Origin of the sequence: Arsenicibacter rosenii, assembly GCF_001870735.1 — a bacterium.
Lineage (GTDB): Bacteria > Bacteroidota > Bacteroidia > Cytophagales > Spirosomataceae > Arsenicibacter > Arsenicibacter rosenii.
Map to the genome: position 1 here is coordinate 12,638 of NZ_MORL01000007.1, position 18,377 is coordinate 31,014.

An 18,377-nucleotide genomic window follows, 5' to 3' on the forward strand; every position below is an offset into this window, starting at 1 on the left:
GAATGAGTGATTGAGTGTCGGGAGGAAATGACCAGCTGCGAACGGACTCACTACAGCTTGTCCGCTCAATAACTCAATGACTCATTCGCTGATTAATTGCCAAGTGCATTATAAACCAGAAGCTGGTTGCGGGAGATGACGCGGTCGCCGGGTTCGATGCCGGAGCGTATATACGTAATGTCGCCCAGCGCCTTATGGATGATCACTTCCCGGGTCTGGATGTTGGATCGGTCCTTGAAAACCAGTACGTAATGCTTCGACTGGTCGAAAATAACCGCTTCCGACGGAACCGTAGCCATGGTTTGTCCTTCGTCGAAACGCAGTTTTACCGTGGCATGCATCTCCGGTTTCAGCTTCATGGCCTGATTCTGCAGGCGAATACGGACGGTCATGGCCTTGGTATTCGGGTCAAGTACGCTGAAAATTTTGTCGACGTGGCCGTAGAAAAGGTGGTCGGGGTAGCTGAGTGTCTGAATAGCGGCCGACATACCCAGCTTCACCCGGCCAATATCGCTTTCATTAACGTTAGCCTGTACCCACACATCGCTGATCTGCCCGATGGTGAACAGATTATCCGCATTGTCGGAACGCAGCTGCATGTTCCGGTTTACGTTCTTTTCAATCACAAACCCGTCGATCGGGGCTTTAACGGTGTATGTCGACGACTGGCCGAGGCCGTAAATCCGGAAAACCTCTTTTACGCGGTTGAGCTCGGCCTGTGCTTTTTCGACTTCCTTCTGAGCGGCCACTACTTCACGTTGGGCGGTTAGTTTGCTTTCATACAGGTCTTCGGCCACCCGCTGGTTTTTCTGGGCCAGCAACAGATCCGACTGAGCCTGAATCATCTGGCGCTCAAAGTCGGCTACCTCGCCCGACCGGATCAGTGCCAGTTTCTGGCCTTTACGGACATAGTCGCCCAGTTCCACGCCAACTTCCTCCACGACCCCACCCACCAGCGGGAATACCTTAATGACCTTATTTTCGTCGGCCGCGACCTTGCCCACCAGGGTGAGCTCCGAACGAACCGGCTCTGATACGACACTGTCGATCCGGATACGGTGCATCATGGTATCGGAAAGCATAAACGCCTTGGCTTCTTCGGTTTCGTTCGGCGTATGACAGGACGCAGCCAGTACCGCAATGGCGGCAATCAGGCTGTAAATCAGTGTGTTTTTCATGATATTTTGTCTGGTTGATTCTTACCGGCTGAATAAATCCTGTCCGACGGCATAGGTTAATGCCTCATACGCCCCGATCCGGTCGGCTTTCAGGCGGTTGAGTTCCCGTATGCTTTCGTTGTAGGTTTCAATGAGGTCGACAAACTCCAGCAACGAGATATTTCCCTTGCCGAAATTGAGCGTAATGCCCAGATTCAGTTGCTCGAACTGATCCGTAAAACGCCCTTCCACCGATTGCATCATGCGTTCCACCGTTACCACTTTATCGAAGGCGGTGCTGACTTCATTCGCGATCTGCAGCTGTTTTTGCTTTTCGTACTGTTGCTGGTAGCTGATCTGGCTGCGCGCCGACTTGATTGCTCCCTGGTTGCGGTTAAACACCGGCAGGTCAACGGCCAGCCCGACACCGACGTAATGCGGGATGTAGCTGCCTGCCTGGTCGTAGGTGCCCGCCAGCCGCACATCCGGCTTGGCCAGGGCCTTCTGGAGGTTATAATTCAGTTCGGCCTGTTTTGTCAGCGATTGCGTGGCTTTCAGGTCAGAACGTTGCCGGAGGGCTGTATCCCGTAAGCTGTCGGCCGAGAGCCCGTTGATGCTGTAGCTCAGTAAACCCGCTTCATTGACAACCGGGACAACCGGAAACTCTGTGCCCAGCAGGGTCCGCAGCGATTGCTGGTTTTCGGCGAGCTGAAACAGAATGTCGGTCCGGTCGTTGCGCAGCTGGAACAGGAGCGCTTTCAGCCGGAGCAGTTCGCGGAGCGATACGTTGTTGCGTTCATACTGTTTTTCAAACGCATCCACGGTCTGCTGAATGGTCTGGATCTGCTGCGTATACCGGTTAATGGTTTGCTGCTGAAAATAAGTGTCGTAGAACCGGCTCCGGAGTTCGAAGCGCAGGCCCCGCAGCAGGTCAGTAAACTCATATTCGGTGAGCCGCGCCGATTCCTGTGCCAGGGCAATGCGTTTATTTCGTTTGCCGCCCGTAAACAACAGCTGCTCCGCACTGACGATTTTCTGCCCTTGCCGGCCAACGTCAAGCACTTTGGTTCTTGAGGCACTGTTAAATGCACTCAGCTCAAACGAGACAGTAGGGTTCTGGAGCAGGCTAGCCTGGATAACCTCCGCCTGAGCCGCTTCAATCCGGAAGCGTTCGGCCAGTAATAACACATTCGTTCGCAGAAAAAGACTGTCTGCCTGCCGCATGGATAGCCGCAGCGTATCCTGTGCCGTGCCGGTCAGTGTAATGAATAAGCCAATAAGAACAAGAATAAAGCGCATGTTCAGTGAGTAAATACACCACAAAACTGCCTCTTGCACCTTAGATGACCCTTAAAAGCACTTTAGAAAAAAATTAAATACGTCATCGGGACACTATTTTTCTGTTGATTTCCTCGTCCTAACCTCTGGCTCCATGAAAAAGGTCTATTATTGGGTTTTATTAATCAGTTATATGTTGATGTCAACTCACGGAGAAGCGGATGCCGCACCGAAACCCGGTGTGCAGAAAGCCGTTTTCGGAACGATGCCCGATGGTCGGGAAGCCTATCTGTTTACGCTGCGGAATGCCGCCGGTATGGAAGTACAGGTTACCAACTACGGCGCTTATCTTGTCTCGTGCACAGCCCCTGACAAGCAGGGCAAATTTGAAAATGTTACACTGGGTGTGCCGACCTTTGCCGATTACCTGAAAGGAACGCCAAACATGGGGCCGGTTGTCGGGCGGTTTGGCAACCGGATTGCCAGGGGCCGGTTTACCCTCGATGGTCAGGAATATAAACTGGCGGTCAACAACGGCGTAAACCACCTGCATGGCGGTCTGACTGGCTTCGATAAAAAGCTGTGGACGGCCACCACAAAAGACGGCGCCGAACCGGCGGTCACGCTGCATTATACCTCACCCGACGGGGAAGAAGGCTATCCGGGAACTCTTTCGGTCGACGTAACCTATACCTTGCAGAAAGACAACGGCTTGCGGATCGATTACAAGGCGACCACCGATAAGCCTACGGTACTGAATCTGACCAACCACGCCTATTTCAACCTGTCGGGTATGAAACACGATGCGATGAACCACGTACTGAGCATCAATGCCGATCATTTTCTGCCGACCGACAATACGCAGATTCCGACCGGCGAGCGGCGGCCGGTGGCGGGAACGGTATTCGATTTCCGGAAACCAACCGTAGTCGGGGAGCGTATCAACGATACGGCGGAAGAACAGATCCGGTTCGGAAACGGGTATGATCACTGCTGGGTGTTTGCCGAAAAACCAACGGCCCTGCGCCTCGGTGCCACCTTGTATGAACCCCGGAGCGGCCGCTACATGGAAATGCTGACGACCGAACCGGCAGTGCAGCTGTATACCGGCAATCACCTGAACGGCAAACTACAGGGACGCGAAGGCGTTCCGTTTACGCGCCGGTACGGACTGTGTCTGGAAACCCAGCATTTTCCGGATTCGCCGAATAAGCCGGACTTCCCGACCACGACCCTGCGCCCCGGCGAGACCTACAAATCGACGACCCTCTACCGGTTTTCGGCTAAATAGCTGCCTATAAGTGGGGGATACTCATGAAAAATGTGCTGCCGTAGTGGAGCCGGCTCGTAACGGTCAGTTTACCGTAATGCAGTTCAACGATCCGGCGGCAGATTGACAAGCCCATGCCGAAACCATCGTAACTGAGCGAATTAGAGGCCCGGGCAAACGGACTGAAAATGCTGCCCAGTTCATCAGGAGGGATACCAATGCCCTGATCGCTCACGGCAACCTGGCAGTTGGTGGCGTTGGTCGAAATACTGACACGGGCGGTATGGTCCCTGCTATACTTGCAGGCATTATCCATCAGATTCAGCAGAACCCGGCGTAACAGGTCGGGTTTTCCTTTTACACTCGTTTCATCCTCAGAGTCGGGCAGGTTCTGAAAGTCAATGTGGATCTGATAATCAGGGTGAATGTTCAGTAATTCGTCGCGTGCGTCGAAAATAAGCTCTTCGAGCCGCACGGTGGTGAGCGCCGACGGCTCAAGGTCATTCTGAATCCGGGCCAGAAAGAGCAGGCTGTTGGTAATGTTGATAAGCCGCTCGGTATCTTCCATGAGGTTATGCATCATCAGCTCATGTTCGGCCTGATTGAGTGGTTTTCGCAGGCCAAGCTGTAGCTCCGACTTGAGTGCAGCCAGCGGCGTGCGTAATTCATGAGAGGCGTGGGAGACAAAACTCCGCTGCTGTTCAAAGGCTTGTTCCAGCCGGTCGAGCACCACGTTGAAATTCATCGCCAGCTGATCAATTTCGTCCTTCTGATCGCCTTCCGGAAGCCGTTGCCGGAGGTTATTCGCGGTGATGGTCTGAACCTGCTGATTAATCACGTTGATGGGTTGCAGTGACTGTCCGGCAAAGAAAATTCCCAGACCGACCGTAAGCCCGATACCAATAACCAGCCCCCACGCCAGTGTTTTGCGCAGGTTACGCAGTTTACTGCGGCCAAACTGATCGACGGCCGAGGCCAGCACCACCAGCTTCTGACCATTGTCGGTATAAAGAATCCCGACCAGTTCGTTTTCATCCGAATAGGTCTCAATTTCGCCCTCTTCCCGGACCTGCTCGAGCAGCGACGGCTTAAACCGGATTACCTGGTCATCGACACTGCTGTAAATAAGCTGGTTACGTTCATTAAAGATCAGTACCTTTTCCGCAATCAGGGCTGTCATGGTGTTGCGGTCAATGATCTTCAGCAGCTTTGTATCAACCTCCTTTACTTCAACCAGGAACCGGACGGTGGTACGGGCTTTTTTCTTAAGCCGTTCATAGAATTCTTCCTGCCGATAGGTGGATGAGGTCAGATAGATGATGAGAGAAAAAAAGAAAAGAATCGACGCTACAATCAGAGAGAATTGCAGGGCAATCCGGTTTTTTATCTTCATGGCTTACTCGTCCTTTATCATGTATCCCAATCCCGGACGGGTGTGGATAAGCTTTTGGGTAAAATCCTTATCGACCTTTTTGCGGAGGTAGTTGATATAGACCTCCACCACATTGGTACCCGGGTCAAAATTAAGATTCCAGACCTGCTCGGCCAGGTCCATTTTGGAGATGACACGGCCACGGTTCCGGAGCAGGCATTCGAGCAGAGCAAACTCTTTGGCTGTCAGGTCGATATACCGGTTCTGGCGTTTAACCACTTTTGTGGATACGTTGACAGTCAGGTCGGCAATGCGCAAAATATCATCGCTGTCGTTTTTCCTGAGCAGATCCGCCCGCCGCAGACAGGTAGTTATGCGGGCGCTTAATTCTCTGAAATCAAAGGGTTTAACGATATAGTCGTCAGCGCCGAGCTGTAGGCCTTCAATTTTGTCTTCGACCTCGCCCATAGCCGTCAGCATGATGATGGGCAGGGCCGGTTTTTCCTGACGCAGGCTGCGGCAAATCTCAAAACCACTCAGTCCGGGCAGGTTTATATCGAGCAGCACCAGGTCGAAATCCTGTTGCAGAGCGATCTGCCGGCCGTTGGTGCCTTCATAGACAATGTCCGTTTCGTAACCTTCATCCAGCAGACCACGACTGATATTCTGGGCAATGCGCCGGTCATCTTCAATGATCAGTATTTTCTTCATATTGGCAGCAAGTTGACAATAGATTAACTCTGAACCATGCGTTTTCGTCTCCGGCTGCCGATTAGAAAAAGCTTAGATTACCCCGTAGTGCGTACAGATGACTCCCGGACAACCAGCTCGAAATGCAGGACAATGGTATTGGTTGTCTGGATATTAACCAAGCCGTTCAGGTGATTTATCAGGCTTTGGGCCGCAATTTCACCCATTTCTTCGCCGGGATAGTGGATCGTCGTCAGGTTAGGTTCGATCACCTGTGCCACCGGATCGTCATTGAAGCCGACCACGGCAATATCCTGCGGAATCCGGAAGCTTTCCTTCTTAAGGGCTGCCATGCAACTGACGGCGCATAAGTCGTTGGTAATGAACAAGCCATCGGGTTTGTTATACATGTTGCTGATCTGCTGAGCTACGTCAATGCCGGCTTCACGGCTCATATCCGTAATCATCAGCAGTGATTCGTCGTAGGGCAGGTTATGGTCAATCAGGGCAAGTTTATATCCTTTCAGGCGGTCGGTATACACATTGCGTTTAAGGTTGCCCGTCACATGCATGATCCGCTGACAGCCTTGTTCGATGAGGTGAGCTGTGGCGTCGTAGCCTGCCTTGACATTGTCAATGACCACACTCGTTGCTTTGGTATGGGTACTGACCCGGTCGAAAAACAACAGCGGAATGCCTTTTTTGATGAAGACATCCAGGTGATCCAGTTCTTCCGTATCATAGGCAAGCGATACCAGTAACCCGTCGACCCGTCCGTTGAACATGGTTTTAGCACTTGCTTTTTCTTTTTTTACCGATTCCTGTGACTGGCTGATAATGAGGTTATACCCACGTTCATTCGCTACTTTTTCCATGCCCGACAGGACACTCGAAACAAAGTGGCTGTTTAACCGCGGGACAATTACGCCAATGGTATTGGTCCGTTGGCGCCGCAGATTACTGGCAAATGCGTTGGAGCGATAGCCGAGTTCGGCGGCTTTTGCGGTAATCAGCTCCTTCGTATTGCTGTTGATGGATGGATGGTCATTGAGTGCCCGGCTAACGGTAGCCGGTGAAAGATTAAGCTGTTTAGCTATATCGTAAATAGTAACCTCTTTTTCCATGGTCAATAAATGTCAAAATGGCCGCAATGGGTATGACTACAGCCATGATCAGGTACAGTTACTACGAAAGCCGATTGCAGATCGGCTATTCGGGTAACCGGTAAAACAAAAATTTGTGCAACCGATTGCAATTTCAAAATTACTTTTCAAACTTTCCCTAAATAAGTGATAAAATTTCTTTCGAAAATTCTGAAATCCTGCTTCTTAAGCATAAAACACACCTGAAGAAAGTAACTGTTATCACGGCTTGCGGCTTTACTAATGGCCTCGGTCAAACGGACTGTTGCGCCGGTGTCTGATTTTCAGAAAATGACACCGGAGGAGTGACGGGTCTGTCAGGAAAAGTAGCAGGCGGCGGCTCAGAAACACTGGCAGCACGTGCTGCGTCAGGCAGGTGTTACATTGCCTCAGCTGCAAGGCCCTCAGCGACCGGCCCGGCTTTTGTGGTATTTGCGCGGAAACACGCGGGTATGTGAAACCAGGGAAAACCATAGATTTATACTTTATCGACAAAAAATGGCATAAATTTTTGTGCAATCGGTTGCAAGAGTAGATTTTATCCCTGAAATTTAACCCCGGAATCAGAGCCACCCGTGTTAACTTATTATCTGGCCCGAAGATAGGTGAAACGCACGTGTGAGGAACTGGTCTTGAAAAACAAGGTTGAGTGACGACTACCCCCGTCCTGTTCCATGCTGCGTGTCAGTCTGGAGATGGACGGGGAGCAGTGTTTTAAACGTATTATCACCGAAAGAAATGAACCTGTACGGAATAAATGATTCGTAATAAACAGTAGAAATGCATGTTTTTTATATTCCTATACTGTATTCATTTGATAGGTATTACCATAAGTAAGTTGTTCGACAGCCTCCTGTCGCTTGACGGGAGCGCTGTTTTGATTATAAATCACCGGCCCGGCCGGAACAACAACCAACCGCTTTACCATTTCTGAAAAAATGCCATCTTTGCCGTTCGTCTGGCTGACGTTATCATCAAACCCAACCTTACTATAGTATGAACCTGGAATTCGGTTTTCTGGATTATGCGATCATTGCTGTTTACTTTCTGATCGTATTTGCGATCGGTTTTTACTTCGCCCGGCAGGAGCGGAGTAGTACCGAGTATTTTCTGGCCGGCCGGCATGTGGGCTGGTTTGCCGTGGGCGCTTCGCTGTTTGCGTCTAACATTTCGACCGAGCACTTTATCGGTTTGTCGGGTACGGGGTATGCCTCTGGTCTGGCAACGGGTAACTTCGAATGGTCAGCAAGCGTCTGTCTTCTGATTCTGGGCTGGGTTTTCGTTCCGTTTTACCTTAAATCGGGGGTCTTCACGATGCCTGAGTTCCTCGAACGCCGGTACAACTCAGCCAGTCGCTGGTACCTCAGTTCCGTGTCTATTGTGGCATACATTCTGACCAAAATTTCGGTCCACCTTTTTGCCGCGGGTATCCTGCTGAAAGAAGTAATGGGTTGGGACATCTACACGTCGTCGATTCTGCTGGTAGTGGTTACGGGGATTTACACCATTGCCGGTGGGATGAGCGCGGTAATCTATACCGAACTCATTCAGACCTTTATCCTGCTCATCGGGGCGATTGCCCTGACGTGGATCGGTCTCGATAAAGTCGGTGGCTGGGACGAACTGGTGCGCAACGTACCGGCCGAGCACTTCAACATGTTCAAGCCCATGTCAGACCCTGAATTTCCATGGACGGGGGTCATTATAGCCCCCTACATTGTCGGGATCTGGTACTGGTGTACCGACCAGAGTATCGTGCAGCGGGTGCTGGCGGCCAAAAACATCGACCATGCCAAGTCGGGTACGGTGATGGCCGGTTTCCTGAAAATTCTGCCGGTGTTTATTCTCGTGCTGCCAGGTCTGATTGCCTATGCCCTGCATCAGAAAGGTTTGTTATTGCCGGGTCAGGAGCTGAAACCAAACGATGTGTATCCGGTAATGGTGAAGTACCTGCTGCCAACCGGTTTCCGTGGTCTGGTGGTGGCCTCCCTGCTGGCTGCCCTGATGGCCTCTCTGGCCGCATGCTTCAACTCGGCCTCAACGCTGATGACACTTGACGTATACCAGAAATTCCGTCCGCAGGCATCGGAAAAACAACTGGTGAACTTTGGCCGGGTGTCAACGATAGTGCTGGTGGCTGTCAGCTTGTTATGGGTGCCGCTCGTGACGGTGCTGTCGGATCAGCTGTATGTGTATCTGCAAAGTGTACAGGGGTATATCAGCCCGCCGATTGCCTGTGTGTTCCTGGTAGGTCTGTTGTGGCCGCGCGCCAACGCCAAAGGTGCTACCGTGGTGCTCTGGACAGGTTTTGTACTGGGTCTGCTCCGTTTCGTACTGGAGGTGATTCACAAGTCCAATCCGTTTACCAACCCCTTCATCAAGACCATGGTTGAGATGAACTTCATGCACTTTGCGATTATCCTCTTTGTGATTTCGGTTTTCCTGCTGATTGTAGTCAGTGTGATGACGGAGAAGCCATCGCAGGAAAAACTAAACGGCCTTACCTTCAAATATGCCGGTAACGTTGACATGAGCGAGGACTACAAGATTGAGAACCCGGCCCGTCGCCGGCAAAACCTCGTGGCATCGGTCATTCTGGGTATCATGCTTCTCGTACTCTGGATTATTTTCTTCTAGCTTTTCATACTGCGGTCAGGGTGGGGAACTCTGACCGCATTTTTTTATTACCCATATGATGGTACAGACCATGCGGTGGTTCGGGCCGAACGATCCCGTCTCACTTATGGATATCCGGCAGGCTGGCTGTACGGGCGTGGTAACGGCCCTGCATCAGATTCCGGTCGGAGCCGTATGGCCGGTGGAGGCCATTCAGGAGCGAATTGGCCTGATTGAAGCCGGGAACGACCGGTTTACGCCCTTACACTGGGCGGTTGTCGAAAGCCTGCCCGTTCACGAGGACATCAAAAAAGCACGGCCGGGACGTACGCGCTGTATCGACAACTACAAAACATCGCTGCGGAATCTGGCCGCCTGTGGCATTACCACTGTCTGTTACAACTTCATGCCGGTGCTCGACTGGTCGCGGACGAACCTGAACTATGTGATGCCGGACGGCTCGCGGGCGCTCCGGTTTGTGTGGGAAGACTTTGCTGTTTTCGATCTGTGTATTCTGAAACGGCCCAATGCCGGAGCCGACTATGAACCGGCCGTTCAGGAGGCCGCACGGGCCCGGTTCGCGGCGATGACACCCGCCGATATTGAGGGCCTGCGTAATACGGTACTGCTGGGCTTACCCGGTTCCGAAGAGGCCTTTGACCTGGAAACCTTTCAGAGTCTGCTGGATGAATACGCCGGAATCGGCGATGCCCGGCTGCGCGAAAACCTGTACTACTTCATACGGGAGGTAGCACCGGTAGCAGCCGAAGCGGGCATTAATCTGTGTATTCACCCCGATGATCCGCCGATGCCCTTGCTGGGTCTGCCGCGTGTGGTCAGTACGGAGGCCGATCTGGCGCAGTTGATGGCCGCCTGTGAACTGACCGCCAACGGCATTACCTTCTGTACCGGCTCACTCGGCATCCGGCCGGATAACGATCTGGCGGGTATGATTCAGCGCTTCGGCAGCCGGATTCACTTTATCCATCTCCGGACCACGAAACGGGAACCCACCGGCCGCAGTGGCTGGTATGAGTCCTTTTTTGAGGCCGATCACCTGGCCGGCGATGTAGACATGTATGCCGTCGTGAAGGCCATTGTGGAAGAACAGAACCGGCGGGCAGCAGCAGGTGCTGGCGTCACGTCGATTCCGATGCGCCCCGACCATGGGCATCAGATGATGGACGACCTGACAAAGAAAACCTATCCCGGTTATTCGGCCATCGGGCGGCTGCGCGGCCTGGCCGAGCTACGCGGGCTGGAGCTGGGTATTACCCGTTCTCTGAACCCATAATTTACGAAACTCCTATAGTTTATGCGAACATACGTACAACGGGTGGGCAGCTGGCTTTGCCTGCTCGCAGGATTGATGTGGTCAGTCGCGGCCAATGCCGACGACGGCTACCGGCTCTGGCTTAAATATGATCTGATCAAAGACGCCGGATTGCGGACAGCCTATGCGTCGCAGGCCGGATTTATTCAGGTTACGGGCCGGAGTGGTATACTCGCATCGGCGGCCGGTGAATTGCAGGCTGGTTTACAGGGCTTATTGGGCAAACCGGTGCCGGTGGTATCGTCGGGGAGTAAAACCGGCGGCATTGTACTGACCGTTTCGCAGGCGGTGGCGTTGCCCAATGCCGAAGGGTATCAGTTGACGCAGCAGGGTGGCAACGTGGTTATTTCGGCCAAAACCGAGGCAGGCGTTCTGTACGGGGCGTTTGCGTTGCTGCGGCATTTGCAGACCCGTCAGCCGCTGAGGAATTTGCCGCAGAGCAGTAGCCCGAAAGTCCGTTACCGCATGCTGAACCACTGGGATAACGTAAACGGTACCATCGAGCGAGGGTATGCCGGCGGCACACTCTGGAAGTGGTATGAACTGCCCGAAACGGTCGATCCGCGCTACCGCGATTATGCGCGGGCCAATGCGTCGCTGGGCATCAATGGCTCGGTGCTGAACAACGTTAATGCCAGTGCGCGGTTCATGACCGCTGAGTACCTGCAAAAGGTAGCAGCCATTGCAAATGTATTCCGTGCGTACGGCATTCGTGTCTACCTGTCGGTGTATTTCCCGGCGCCTAAAGTAGTTGGCGGGTTGAAAACGTCTGATCCGCTCGATCCGCAGGTAAAAGCATGGTGGACCGATAAAGTCGCCGAAATCTACAAGCTGATTCCGGACTTCGGCGGGTTTCTGGTGAAGGCCAATTCCGAGGGCGAACCCGGCCCGCAGGACTACGGCCGGACGCATGCCGACGGCGCCAATATGCTGGCCGAAGCCCTGGGCGATCACGATGGCATTGTATTATGGCGGTCGTTTGTGTACAAGGCTGACCCCAAAGGTGACCGCTTCAAGGCGGCCTACGAAGAGTTTAAACCACTCGATGGTCAGTTTCATAAAAAAGTAATTGTTCAGGTAAAAAACGGTCCGATTGATTTTCAGGTACGGGAGCCCTTTTCGCCTTTGTTCGGCGCAATGGACCGTACTCCGCTGGCTATGGAGTTCCAGATTACGCAGGAGTACCTAGGCTTTGCGACCCATTCGGTCTTTGAAGCACCGCTGTTTAAGGAATGCCTGGATTCGGATACGTGGCAGAAGGGCAAAGGCTCAACCGTGGCGAAGGTCATCGATGGGTCGGTGGGGAACTATACCCTGTCGGCCATGGCAGGGGTAGCCAACACGGGTTCTGACCGCAACTGGACGGGCAACCCGATGGGGCAGGCAAACTGGTATGCGTTTGGCCGGCTGACCTGGGATCATACCCTGGCGTCGGAAACGCTTGCCCGTGAATGGGTGAATATGACGCTGACCACCGAACCCAAGGCTGCACAAGCTATTACTGATATGATGCTGCGGTCGCGCGAAATCTACGTCGACTACACGAATCCGCTGGGGCTGCATCACATCATGGGCTATGGCATCCATTACGGCCCCGAGCCGTGGCTGGACCGCGCGCCCCGCCCCGACTGGCGACATACCTACTACCATCGTGCGGACTCCATCGGGGTTGGCTTCGACCGGACAGCCAGTGGCAGCAACGCCCTGAGTCAGTACAAACCGGAAGTGCAGGCGCAATGGAATAATCCGGAGAGCTGTCCGTTGCCGTATCTGCTGTGGTTCCACCATGTGGCCTGGACGAAGAAACTGCCGACCGGCCGGACCTTGTGGGACGAAATCTGCACCCGCTACTACACCGGAGCGGATGCGGTTGGCTGGATGCAGCAGCAATGGGCACAGGCCAAACCGGCAATTGATCCCGAACTTTATGCCGACGTGGCCGGTCGTCTGGCCACCCAGCACCGCGAAGCCATCTGGTGGCGCGATGCCTGTGTGCTCTATTTCCAGACGTTTGCCAAACGACCGATACCCGCGCCCTTCAGGCAACCCGACCGGACACTGGAAGACGTTAAGCGCCTTGTCGACATCTATCAAATGCGCTGATTCGCCCCGCCCCGTACGGGCGACCCCACGTGGTCGCCCAATCCCCACGTGGTCGCCCAATCTGATGCATTCCGTGGTCGCCCAATCTGATGCATGCCGTGGTCACCCAATCCCCGCGTGGTTGCTGAAATATTACATGGTCGCCCAAAACTAAAACAACATGGAAGACATAACAATAGACACCCCGTTTTCACTCACCGGTAAACTGGCACTAATTACCGGTGGCGGCACCGGCATCGGCCTGGCCATTGCCCATTGCATGGTGCAGGCCGGCGCGCGCGTAGTCATCACCGGCCGGCGCGAACCGCCGCTACAGGAAGCCGTTGCCGAACTGAATCAGACCGGCGAACATGCCTTTTACCTGACCAACGACGTAACCGACCTTGGCGGACTGGAGGCGCTGGTTGAAACCATTGAAGCTACCCACGGACCGATCCATATTCTGGTTAACAATGCCGGTATCAACATGAAAAAGCCCGCCCTGGAGGTCTCAGACGACGACTTCAACCGCATTATTCAAACCAACCTGAACGCGGTTTTTGCCCTGACCCGTACCTGTGCCCGCCGGATGGTGGAACGGCAGAGCGGGTCGATCATCATGATTTCCTCGATGGCGGCCTATTACGGGATCGACCGGGTGGCGGCCTATGGTGCGTCGAAATCGGCGGTCGAGGGAATGGTTAAAATTCTGGCGTCGGAGTGGTCGGGTAAAAATGTGCGGGTAAACGCCATTGCGCCGGGCTTTATCGAAACGGCCATGAGCCGTACAGCGTTCAACAGCGATCCTGACCGCCGTGACCGGGCCATGCGCCGGACACCGATGGCGAAGTTTGGTAAGCCTGCCGACATTGGCTACGCGGCTGTGTTTCTGGCCTCAGAAGCCGCCCGGTACATCACCGGCGCCTCGCTGCCGGTAGATGGAGGTAATTCGATTGGTTTTTAAAACTTAACCACGGAGTTACACACTATCCGGCATGAATAACTCCGTGCAAAACTTATATAAACTCAGTGGTTGTCAGATAAATACATGTTACCATGAAAAAAACACTTTTACTCCTGGGGCTGGCGCTGAGCAGTGGTCTGAGCATCGCCCAGAATCAGGTGACGCTCAAGGCCGAAGAGGCGAAGCACACCATAAACCGGCACATTTACGGCCATTTCGCCGAGCACCTGGGCCGCTGTATCTACGGCGGTTTTTACGTCGGAGAGAACAATACGCGGATTCCTAACACGGCCGGTGTGCGGAATGATGTGGTCGATGCGTTGAAGAAGCTCAAAATTCCTAACCTGCGCTGGCCGGGTGGTTGTTTTGCCGATACATATCACTGGAAAGACGGCATTGGCCCGAAAGAAAAGCGTCCGTCGATTGTGAATGCGTGGTGGGGCGGGGTTACGGAGAACAATAGCTTCGGGACGCACGACTTCCTGAATATGTGCGAACTCATTGGTACCGAGCCGTATCTGGCCGGAAACGTGGGCAGCGGTACCGTGCAGGAGCTTGCCGACTGGGTGCAGTATGTCAACTTCGGAAAGGAGAGTCCGATGTCGAACCTGCGCCGGCAAAACGGCCGCGAAAAACCGTGGGATGTGCAGATCTGGGGTGTAGGGAACGAAGCCTGGGGGTGCGGCGGTAATATGAAGCCGGAGTACTACGCTAACATCTACCGCCAGTATGCTACGTTTATGTACAACTACTCGCCAACGCGGAAGCTGTTCCGGGTGGCGTCGGGGGCCAGTTCAAACGATTACCACTGGACCGAGGTGATGATGCGCGATATCCCGACGAGTCTGATGGAAGGGATTGCACTCCACCACTACTCGGTACTGACCTGGGATGATGGTAAAAAAGGCTCCGCCACGCAGTATTCCGACGAAGAATATGCCAAAATCATGAAGCAGGCCCTGCTGATGGACGATTACCTGACCAAACACATTGCGATCATGGACAAGTATGATCCGCAGAAAAAAGTGGCGATGGTGGTTGATGAATGGGGCGGCTGGTACAACGTCGAGCCCAACACCAATCCCGGGTTTCTGTATCAGCAGAACACCATGCGCGACGCCGTACTGGCCGGGGCAACGCTCAATATTTTCCACAAGCATTGTGAGCGGGTGAAAATGGCCAACCTCGCCCAGGCAATCAACGTACTTCAGTCGGTGATTCTGACCAACGAAGAAAAGATGATTCTGACGCCGACGTATCATGTACTGGAGATGTATAACGTGCATCAGGACGCGCTGATGTTGCCGGTTGAGGTGAAAACCAACGACTATGTGCTGGGCGATATTAAACTGCCGGCCATTTCGGCCTCGGCCTCAAAGGACAAAAACGGCCGTGTCCATATTTCGCTGACCAACATTGATCCGAAGCAGCCGCAGCAGATCACACTGTCGCTGGGATCGGTGAAGGCGACGGGCGTTACCGGCCGTATCCTGGCGTCGGGCGATGTCCGGGATCATAACACGTTTGAGAATCCGGCTAAAATTAAACCGGCTCCGTTTACCGGCGCAACCCTCAAGGGCGATCAGCTGACCGTAACGCTGCCTGCCGCCTCAGTAGCGGTTCTGGAACTGAATTAATGTAGAACGGAATGGCATTCCGTTCCATTGCAAAGTCGGAGCACTGGCCCTGCCTGACCTATAGTCAGGCAGGCAGGGCTTCAGCCCGTTTTACTCGATTTTGATACGGGAACCGGGTTTGGTGCAATATTGATAAAGATCTTATTCGCGAATCTATTTATCTTTACAGGCATACCGATCACACATAGTTAACCAATCACCGTATGAAAAACGTACACGCTCTTTTAGCCGTGACCCTAATAGGGGCACTGGCCGGGTGTAGCCCGAATAACACTAAAACTACACCGGAGCCTGTGGCTGGAGCCAGTGTACAGTCTGCGCCGATGCCAGCGTATCTGATGGTAGTCGATGGTAAGGTGATGACGATGGATGAGGTAAAGAAGAACAAGGCGATTGATCCGAATACGATCGAGCGTGTCGATGTCCGTAAAAACGAACCAGCCCTGGTGCTTGCCTATGGTCCTGAAGCTGCAAACGGGGTCGTATTTGTAACGCTGAAAAAAACGGCTGTCGTCAAAAAAGATCCGGGAAAATAAAACAGCTATGATCCGATATAAAAAAGGGACTGACAATGGCCAGCCCCTTTTTTTATGATATAACACCCCGATTAACGGGCACCCGGAGGGCAGTGCTGCAACAGGTAGTTGGTATACAGCGTCCGTAAATGCAGGTTGGTGCCAGGCCCTTCCGAAATGCTGTGCGAGCGGTTCGGGTATGGCATCACCTGGAACTGCTTGTTGTGTTTAATCAGCTCATTGATTAGTACTTCGGCATTGGAATAATGCACGTTATCGTCGCCGGTGCCGTGAATATACAGCAGGTTGCCGCGCAGGTTTTTGGCATACGTGATCGGGGAGCCCAGGACGAAATCTTCGCGGTTTTCCTGCGGAATGCCCATGTAGCGCTCCTGATAAATGTTGTCGTAAAACAGCTGGTTGCCAACGGCGGCAATCGAGATACCGGTTTTGTAAATATCCGGATACTGGAACAGCAGGTGCAGGGTCGTTGAGCCGCCGCCACTCCAGCCCCAGACGGCCACACGGCTTGTATCGATCCAGGCATGTTGCTGAAACAGTTTCCTGGCGCCCATCGCCTGATCGCGGATGTTGAGGCGGCCGATCTGCCGGTAAATCGACTTGCGCCAGGTCGTGCCTTTCAGGTTTGGTGTGCCCCGGTTGTCGAGCGCCACATACACATACCCCGATTTAGCCATATCCCCGTTGAAGAGATTGTTGAAACCGGTCGAATACACATCGTTGACCGTTGAGCCAGCCGGTTCGCCGTATACGTGAAAAACAACCGGGTATTTTTTCGTGCTGTCGAACGGTACTGGTTTTACCATCCAGCCGTCGAGCGTTACCCCGTCGTCGGTTGTCAGTTTAAAGAACTGGATGTTGCGGTTGGCTACCGGTTTCATCGTTGCCGCCAGACTTTCGGTTTCCTTGATTGCTTTGTGTTCAGGAAGCTTTACCCATTCCCGTGCATTCGGTACGGTATGGCTGGTAAAGGTATGGATGGCCCACTTGCCGTTCGGCGAAATATTGTAGCCGTGAGTTCCGTTCAGGCCGGCCGGGGTTACCTTTTCGAGTTTACCCTTGCCGTCCATCTTCACGCGGTACAGATAACGCTGAATCGGGCTGTCGGGCGAGGCGATGAAATACACGTAGTTGGTCGCTTCGTCGATGTGGCTGATGGTCCCGATTTCGTATTGACCGGGTGTCAGCAGCACTTCCTTCATGCCGTCGCGGGTCAGCGTCACTTTGTAGAGGTGGCGCCAGTTGTCTTTTTCCGACACCCACAGGAAACTTTTACCCCCTTCGAGCCATTCCCAGCCCGACGGATCGCCGGTACCCCAGCGGTGCTTACCGTCTAGCCAGGCTTTGTCGAGATCGCCGTATACGGCCTTTACCGAGTTGGTGGCGGGCTGGCAGACAAACACCTTACTGACCTGCTGTTTGCGGTCGAGTTGTTCCAGAATGATGTCATTGACGGCCGGGAACCACTCCATACGGGTGATGTAATGCTGCTGCGGATCGCCGGGCAGCTGAATCCAGCTGGTGGGGCCGCCGGTTACGCTCACGACGCCGATTTTGGCCGGAGACGGGCTCTCGCCGACTTTCGGGTATTCCACCGGAATGGTATACGAATAAATCGAGTCGGTGGTGTTCAGCATCAGGTAATCGCGGATGCCGCTGGCGTCGACCTGCCAGTAGGCAATCTGCTTGCTGTCGGGGCTCCACCGGAAACCGTCGCGGCAGTCAAATTCTTCTTCGTAGGCCCAGTCAAACGTCCCGTTGATGCGTTTACGGGTACCATCGGTGGTCAGCGGCGTAATCTGGCCGGACACCACATCTTCCACAAAGATATTATGTTCACTCACATAGGCGACTTTGGTGCCATCCGGTGAAAGTTTGGCAAACATCAGGGACTGAGCCGGTTTTCCCTGGCCCAGCTGGCGCAGTTGTCCTGATTTACGGTCGAGGACCCAATAGTCACCACGGGTGTTGTAGCGCCATACGCGGGCGGTGTTGGTGAAAATGAGCGCCGTATTGTCGTCGGCCGAAAAAGAATAACCGGCAATCTGAAGCGGCGTATCAGTGCCGGGTTTTTTGAGTTGGTCACGCGTGATGAGCGGAGTTTCCTGGCCCGTAGCAACGTCGACTTTCACGAGGCCGGCATTACGGACCTGTGTATACGCGTTCCCGTCGGCAGACCAGCGGATTCCTTGCCCCGACTGGGCCGAACCCGAAAGGTAGGCAACTAGTAAAGCACCTACTAAAAGCAGCTTGCGCATTGGTGAAGTGATCTGATTAAGACGAATAAGGGGGACAAGTTA

The 18,377-nt window shown here is 53.5% G+C and carries 13 protein-coding genes; 7 read left to right on the forward strand and 6 right to left on the reverse strand.

Annotated features, from left to right (window positions below; translation table 11 throughout):
* Positions 1–92: 92 nt before the first annotated feature.
* Both BLX24_RS14565 and BLX24_RS14570 read right to left on the reverse strand, forming a co-directional pair.
* Positions 93–1,178, reverse strand: coding sequence for an efflux RND transporter periplasmic adaptor subunit (locus tag BLX24_RS14565; protein WP_071503897.1), 1,086 nt, complete (start codon positions 1,176–1,178; stop codon positions 93–95).
* Between the two features lie 21 nt (positions 1,179–1,199).
* Positions 1,200–2,456 carry a TolC family protein gene (locus BLX24_RS14570; RefSeq protein WP_071503898.1) on the reverse strand — a complete coding sequence of 419 codons (1,257 nt, stop codon included), beginning with the start codon at positions 2,454–2,456 and terminating at the stop codon, positions 1,200–1,202.
* Positions 2,457–2,634: 178 nt separating this feature from the next.
* Here BLX24_RS14570 and BLX24_RS14575 point away from each other — a divergent pair, with 178 nt between their 5' ends.
* A complete protein-coding gene (locus BLX24_RS14575) occupies positions 2,635–3,726 on the forward strand; it encodes an aldose epimerase family protein (RefSeq protein ID WP_229201806.1) in 1,092 nt (363 codons plus the stop codon).
* Positions 3,727–3,730: 4 nt separating this feature from the next.
* Here BLX24_RS14575 and BLX24_RS14580 read toward each other — a convergent pair whose 3' ends face one another.
* The 3 genes from BLX24_RS14580 to BLX24_RS14590 form a co-directional block, all read right to left on the reverse strand.
* Entirely contained in the window at positions 3,731–5,098 is a 1,368-nt protein-coding gene (locus BLX24_RS14580) for an ATP-binding protein (RefSeq protein WP_071503899.1), read from the reverse strand.
* Positions 5,099–5,101: 3 nt separating this feature from the next.
* Positions 5,102–5,788, reverse strand: a complete 687-nt coding sequence (locus BLX24_RS14585; protein WP_071503900.1) for a response regulator transcription factor — start codon at positions 5,786–5,788, stop codon at positions 5,102–5,104.
* 77 nt (positions 5,789–5,865) lie between these two features.
* Positions 5,866–6,891 (reverse strand): LacI family DNA-binding transcriptional regulator, encoded by a 1,026-nt coding sequence (locus BLX24_RS14590; RefSeq protein WP_071503901.1) that lies wholly within the window; start codon positions 6,889–6,891, stop codon positions 5,866–5,868.
* A 1,014-nt stretch (positions 6,892–7,905) separates the two neighbouring features.
* On the opposite strand from BLX24_RS14590, the gene BLX24_RS14595 reads away from it, so the two are divergent.
* The 6 genes from BLX24_RS14595 to BLX24_RS14620 all read left to right on the forward strand — a co-directional run bounded on the left by BLX24_RS14595 (position 7,906) and on the right by BLX24_RS14620 (position 16,077).
* Complete coding sequence (locus BLX24_RS14595) at positions 7,906–9,546, forward strand: sodium:solute symporter (RefSeq protein ID WP_071503902.1); 1,641 nt, start codon at positions 7,906–7,908, stop codon at positions 9,544–9,546.
* 58 nt (positions 9,547–9,604) lie between these two features.
* Positions 9,605–10,819, forward strand: a complete 1,215-nt coding sequence (uxuA, locus tag BLX24_RS14600; RefSeq protein WP_229201817.1) for a mannonate dehydratase — start codon at positions 9,605–9,607, stop codon at positions 10,817–10,819.
* 75 nt (positions 10,820–10,894) lie between these two features.
* Positions 10,895–12,961 carry an alpha-glucuronidase family glycosyl hydrolase gene (locus BLX24_RS14605; protein WP_374755008.1) on the forward strand — a complete coding sequence of 689 codons (2,067 nt, stop codon included), beginning with the start codon at positions 10,895–10,897 and terminating at the stop codon, positions 12,959–12,961.
* Between the two features lie 160 nt (positions 12,962–13,121).
* Positions 13,122–13,904, forward strand: a complete 783-nt coding sequence (locus BLX24_RS14610; RefSeq protein ID WP_071503904.1) for an SDR family NAD(P)-dependent oxidoreductase — start codon at positions 13,122–13,124, stop codon at positions 13,902–13,904.
* 92 nt (positions 13,905–13,996) lie between these two features.
* Positions 13,997–15,541: an alpha-N-arabinofuranosidase gene (locus BLX24_RS14615; protein ID WP_071503905.1), complete on the forward strand. Its 1,545-nt coding sequence runs from the start codon at positions 13,997–13,999 to the stop codon at positions 15,539–15,541.
* Positions 15,542–15,744: 203 nt separating this feature from the next.
* Positions 15,745–16,077, forward strand: a complete 333-nt coding sequence (locus BLX24_RS14620; RefSeq protein ID WP_143092688.1) for a TonB-dependent receptor plug domain-containing protein — start codon at positions 15,745–15,747, stop codon at positions 16,075–16,077.
* Positions 16,078–16,148: 71 nt separating this feature from the next.
* Here the strand turns inward: BLX24_RS14620 and BLX24_RS14625 are convergent, their stop codons facing one another.
* Positions 16,149–18,335, reverse strand: coding sequence for a S9 family peptidase (locus BLX24_RS14625; RefSeq protein WP_177225844.1), 2,187 nt, complete (start codon positions 18,333–18,335; stop codon positions 16,149–16,151).
* Positions 18,336–18,377: the final 42 nt, after the last annotated feature.